5 protein-coding genes and 1 pseudogene are annotated in these 4,735 nt (G+C 72.5%); 4 read left to right on the top strand and 2 right to left on the bottom strand.

The genetic code is table 11. The features are described 5' to 3' along the window. From ACFV6I_RS37740 to ACFV6I_RS37730, 3 genes and pseudogenes are all read left to right on the top strand, one after another. A pseudogene (locus ACFV6I_RS37740) lies at positions 1 to 426 on the top strand (ATP-NAD kinase); the annotation flags it as partial. A gap of 50 nt (positions 427 to 476) precedes the next feature. Beyond that, positions 477 to 1,223, top strand: coding sequence for an SDR family NAD(P)-dependent oxidoreductase (locus ACFV6I_RS37735; protein WP_063345842.1), 747 nt, complete (start codon positions 477 to 479; stop codon positions 1,221 to 1,223). A gap of 49 nt (positions 1,224 to 1,272) precedes the next feature. Beyond that, on the top strand, positions 1,273 to 1,926 hold the full coding sequence (locus tag ACFV6I_RS37730) for a GntR family transcriptional regulator (RefSeq protein WP_380430617.1): 654 nt from the start codon (positions 1,273 to 1,275) through the stop codon (positions 1,924 to 1,926). A 25-nt stretch (positions 1,927 to 1,951) separates the two neighbouring features. Here the strand turns inward: ACFV6I_RS37730 and ACFV6I_RS37725 are convergent, their stop codons facing one another. Together ACFV6I_RS37725 and ACFV6I_RS37720 are read right to left on the bottom strand one after the other, a co-directional pair. Continuing rightward, positions 1,952 to 2,689 carry an MgtC/SapB family protein gene (locus ACFV6I_RS37725; RefSeq protein WP_063345844.1) on the bottom strand — a complete coding sequence of 246 codons (738 nt, stop codon included), beginning with the start codon at positions 2,687 to 2,689 and terminating at the stop codon, positions 1,952 to 1,954. Between the two features lie 115 nt (positions 2,690 to 2,804). Beyond that, positions 2,805 to 3,464 carry a ScbR family autoregulator-binding transcription factor gene (locus ACFV6I_RS37720; RefSeq protein WP_380430614.1) on the bottom strand — a complete coding sequence of 220 codons (660 nt, stop codon included), beginning with the start codon at positions 3,462 to 3,464 and terminating at the stop codon, positions 2,805 to 2,807. Positions 3,465 to 3,578: 114 nt separating this feature from the next. Between ACFV6I_RS37720 and ACFV6I_RS37715 the strand changes: the two genes are divergently transcribed. After that, a complete protein-coding gene (locus ACFV6I_RS37715) occupies positions 3,579 to 4,538 on the top strand; it encodes a ScbA/BarX family gamma-butyrolactone biosynthesis protein (RefSeq protein ID WP_380430611.1) in 960 nt (319 codons plus the stop codon). Positions 4,539 to 4,735: the final 197 nt, after the last annotated feature.

Raw genomic sequence — 4,735 nt, 5'->3', positions numbered from 1 at the left:
CTGCTCGCCCTCGGCCCGGGCGGCACGACGCACGCCGTCGCCACGGCACTCGGCGCGGCGGACGCCTGCCTGACCGGCGTCGACGTGCTCCGCCTCCAACCCGGCGGCACCGCCCGCGTCGTGATCCGCGACGCCCGGGCCGACCAGCTGCTGGCCCTGCCCGCCGCCCCGTGGATCGCGCTCTCGCCGATCGGCGGCCAGGGCTTCCTGCTCGGCCGCGGCAACCAGCAGTTCACCCCCGAACTGCTGCACGCCGCCGGCCGCGAGCGGCTGCTCGTCCTCGCCACCGAGGCGAAGCTCGCCGCCCTCGCGGGCCGCCCGCTGCTGCTGGACACCGGCGACCCGGAGCTGGACGACGCCCTGTCCGGGCACGTCCGGGTGATCACCGGCCGCCACACCAGCGCCGTCTACCGCCTGACCGCCTGAGACCCGCCCCTCCCTGAGACCCCCTGAGACCCTCTGAAGAGGAGCCCCCAGTGATCGACCTCCACGGCAAGCGCGCCCTCGTCACCGGCGCCGCCTCCGGCATCGGCCGGGCCACCGCCGCGCTGCTGGCCGAACTCGGCGCGGCCGTCGTCCTCGCCGACCTCGACGCCGACCGCGGCGAGCAGGCCGCCAAGGAGACCGGCGGCACCTTCGTCCGCTGCGACGTCTCCCAACGCGCCGACTGCGAACGGGCCGTGCGCACCGCCGTCGACCTGCACGGCGGCGTCGACGTGCTGTTCAACAACGCCGGGATCATCCGCCGGTCCACCGTCTGCGACATCACCGACGACGACTGGGACCTGGTGATGGCCGTCAACGTCCGCTCCGTCATGCTGCTCAGCGGGCTGGTCGTGCCGCTGATGGCCGCGAACGGCGGCGGCAGCATCATCAACACCGGCTCCGGCTGGGGCATCCGGGGCGGCGGCCGGGCCGTCTCCTACTGCGCCTCCAAGGGCGCCGTCGTCAACATGACCCGGGCCATGGCCATCGACCACGGCCCCGACAACATCCGCGTCAACTGCGTGTGCCCCGGCGACACCAACACCGGTATGCTCGCCGAGGAGGCCCGCCAGCTCGGCGAGAGCCCGGACGCCTTCTACGCCGACGCCGCCGACCGACCGCTCGGCCGCATCGGCCAGCCTCGGGACATCGCCCAGACGGTCGCCTTCCTCGCCAGTGACGCCTCCACGTTCGTCAGCGGCGCGATCATCGCCGTGGACGGCGCCGGGACCGCCTGACCAGTCGCCCGGCCGGTACGCTACGGACCGAGGAAGAAGGGAAAGCCCGATGGCGATCGAGCGGCGTCCGCTGCGCGAACAGGTGAAGGACGAACTCCTGGAGCGGCTGGGCCACGGCCGGTTCACCCCCGGCGAGTCGATCAACGAGGTCCACCTCGCGGAGGAACTGGGCGTCAGCCGCACCCCGTTGCGCGAGGCGCTGATCAGTCTGGAGCGCGAAGGCATCATCACCAGCGAGCGCGGCAAGGGCTTTCGCTTCGCACCCACCGGCCGACAGGAGTTCCTCGACCTCACGGCCATCCTGATCGCCCTGGAGTCGCTGGCGCTGCGGACCTCCGACCGCGCGCACCTCTCGGCCATCGCGCCCCGGCTGCTGGCGGAGGCCCGCGCCTTCTCCGCACCCCAGGCCCCGCACGGCACCATAGAGCGCTACGACGACGCCTGGCACGCGCTGTTGCTCTCCGGCTGCTCCAACGCCCGGCTGCGCGAGCTGATCGACTCGCTCAAACTCACCCTCCACCGCTACGAGCGGGTGGTCGTCGGCGACCACGAGATCCTCGAACGCGCCGCCGAGGAGCACGAGCGGATCGCCCAGTGCCTCCTCGACGGCGACATGGAGCAGGCCGTCGCCGCCCTGGAGGCGAACTGGACGAGCGGCATGGAACGGATCATGGAGCGCCTGCCGGCCCTCGGCGTCCGCTGACGCGCGCTCCCCCGCGGCCGGGACGTCACTCCTCGTCGGACCGGCCGCGGACGCAGGTCAGCACTCCGGCCACGGCCGCGAGCTGCGCGGTGAGCCCGCCGGCGTCGCCCTGCCCCTGCACCGACAGGGCGACCTCGACGGGCTTCTCGGAGACCTCGCCGGGGAGCTCCCCGTCCGTGCCGGACAGCGTGCGCAGCTCGAAGACGGCGAATCCGGCCCGGGTGCACTGGTCCAGCACGTCCCGCAGCACCCCCCTGCCGGGACGGTAGACGATGCGGTACGAGACCGCGGGCCGGTGCAGCGCGGGCAGGCGGTTGAGCAACGGCCTGATCGCGTAGGACGCGAGGAAGTACGCCGCGACGGTCAGCGCCGCGAGCAGCGGCAGGCCTGCGGCCGCGGCGGAGCCCACCGCCGCGGTGAGCCAGATCGTGGCCGCCGTCGTCAGCCCCTGCACCCAGCCCCGGTGCACGAAGATCACCCCGGCGCCGATGAAGCCCAGCCCCGACACGATCTGCGCGGCCATCCGCGACGGGTCCAGCACGACGCTGCCCTCGCGCATCACGTCGGCGAAGCCGTACTTGCTCACCAGGGTGAACAGCGCCGCGCCGCTGCCCACCGTCGTGTACGTCCGCAGGCCCGCGGACTTCTGGCGGATCTGCCGCTCGACCCCGATCAGGCCGGAGAGCAGGAAGGCGAACAGGAACTCCAGTACCTGGACCGACCCCTGACCGGACGGCCCGGCCGCCCATTGAACCGCTGCCATAGCCCTGACGCCTCTTCTCCGCCGCTTACCGCCGGCCCCGGACGTGGTGAACCATGCTATGGCCCGGCGCGAGGCGGCGCGGCCTCCTCCCGGCAGGCCGGGGGGCGATTCCGCGTCAATTCCCGGCGAGTCCCCACCCGTCGGCGCGCGCGGACGGCCTGGGCCGGACCGAGGCGAGCAGGGCGGCCGGGTCGGGGTTCTTCTGAAGCCCCGGCAGCAGCAGTTCCCACAGGTCGCACAGGCGCTCCTCGATGGTGCGCCGTCCGTCGATCGCGTCGGAGACGGTGTGCAGCCCGAAGAAGGCGCAGATCACGCCGTGCGCCGTGGTCGACGGGTCGACCCGGGCGGCGAGCTCGCCCTCGCTGCCCGCCCGTTCGAGCAGGACGCGGACGGTGTCGATCCACCCCACGAACGGCACCGGGAGGTCGGCGTCGATGGCCGCGCGCTCGGACCAGAGCCGGGCGCCGGCCCTGACCACGACGTCGTCGCGGAAGGCCCGCGCCACCGCGAAGCTCAGCCGGACGAGTTGCTCCAGCGCCGGCACCGGCGTGCGGGTGTGGCGCGCGACGAGCTCCGGCCAGGTGGCGAAGTGCGCTTCGATCACGGCGCGGGCCAGGTTCTCCTTGCTGGTGTAGTGGAAGTAGATGGCCCCGCTCGTCCTGCCGGAGGCCGCGCTGATGTCGCTGATGCTGGTGCCCGCGTACCCGCGTTCGTCGAACAATCGCGCAGCTGATTCGAGGACTGACCTCCGTGTCGTCTCCGCCCGATTCTGCACGCGCCTCTGCCTTTTCAAGATCACCCCGGCTTTTCGCACGCACTGTAGTGATCCGCGGGCCGGAGCGCCAACTGACGACATGCGAAACCAAGGAGATTGATATTTTCTGTAAATATGAAGATGCTGGATTTCCTCCCCTCCTCGGCGGCCCGGCATCCTGCCCGACCGCTCAGCTGGTCCCGCACGGTTCCCCGCGAACTGGTCCACCGCGCCGCCGTGGCGGAGGTGCTGCTGACCGACGTCCGGGCCCGAGGCGGCGACCGCTTCGAGGCGGCGGCCCAGTGGCCCCGCTCCCACCCCACCTTCCCGCGCGGACGCGGCGAGCGGCACGACCCGCTGATCGCCGTGGAGACCGCCCGCCAGCTGGGCATCTACCTGCCGCTGCGCCACTACGGCGTGCCGGCCGACACGCACCTGCTGATCACCGACGTGTCCTGCCGGGTCCACCCGGCGAGCGAGCCGCGCGGCGACGGCCCGGCGGCGGTCCTCTGCCGGGCCCAGGTGCACGGCCTGCGGACCTCGGCCGAAAACCACCGGCCCACCGGCATGCGGCTGCGGGTCGACTGCTCCGCGCGGGGAGTGGTGTTCGCCCGGATCGAGGGCGGCACGCGCTTCGTCGAACGGCCCGCCTACCCGGCCCTGCGCGGCACCGCGCTGGCCGGGGATCCCGCGGACTCCGGCCCGCCCCCCGACCCCCCGTCACCGGCGGAGGTCGGCGTCGCCCTGCCCTCCGACGTGCTGGTGACGCGCGCGGGCGGCGGTTCGCGGGCGAGTGACGGTTCGCGGGCGGACGACGCGCTCCTGATCTGCCCGGCCGACCCAGCACACCCGTTCTTCTTCGACCACTCGTCCGACCACATGCCCGGCATGGTGCTGCTGGAGGCGGCCCGGCAGGCCGCGGCGCTGCGGAGCGCGGGGCGGCTGTCGCACCCCGTCGACTACCGGATGAAGGCGGTGCGGTTCACCGAGTTCGCCCCCCTCCCGGAAGTCGACATCACCGAGTACGAGCATTTGTGCGTTTTTCATATTCGTCAGAACGGTCATATCACCGCGGTGGGGTCGCTGGGCTATTGAAGTAAAGACCCGGCAAATCTAGGGCTCTCAAGTTTGACCGCGAAACATATCGATCGTAACGTTGCGATCGTTATGTTCCGGGTCGTTTTCTCCGATCCGGACGCCGAGGCGCGTCGTTCCGCCGCACTCCAGATTCCGGCCCCGGACAGCTCGGCAAACCCCCACCGCCCCCGGGCCGGGGCCCCCCCCCCCCCCCC

The sequence above is a fragment of the Kitasatospora sp. NPDC059803 genome (genome assembly GCF_042732255.1).
Taxonomy (GTDB): Bacteria; Actinomycetota; Actinomycetes; order Streptomycetales; family Streptomycetaceae; genus Kitasatospora.
This window is presented reverse-complemented; position numbering and strand designations above follow the sequence as displayed.

Bases quoted from the DNA above. Each gene is read 5' to 3' on its own strand.
- ACFV6I_RS37725 (WP_063345844.1), bottom strand. From the start codon at position 2,689: ATGGCAGCGGTTCAATGGGCGGCCGGGCCGTCCGGTCAGGGGTCGGTC.
- ACFV6I_RS37715 (WP_380430611.1), top strand. From the start codon at position 3,579: ATGAAGATGCTGGATTTCCTCCCCTCCTCGGCGGCCCGGCATCCTGCC.
- ACFV6I_RS37730 (WP_380430617.1), top strand. From the start codon at position 1,273: ATGGCGATCGAGCGGCGTCCGCTGCGCGAACAGGTGAAGGACGAACTC.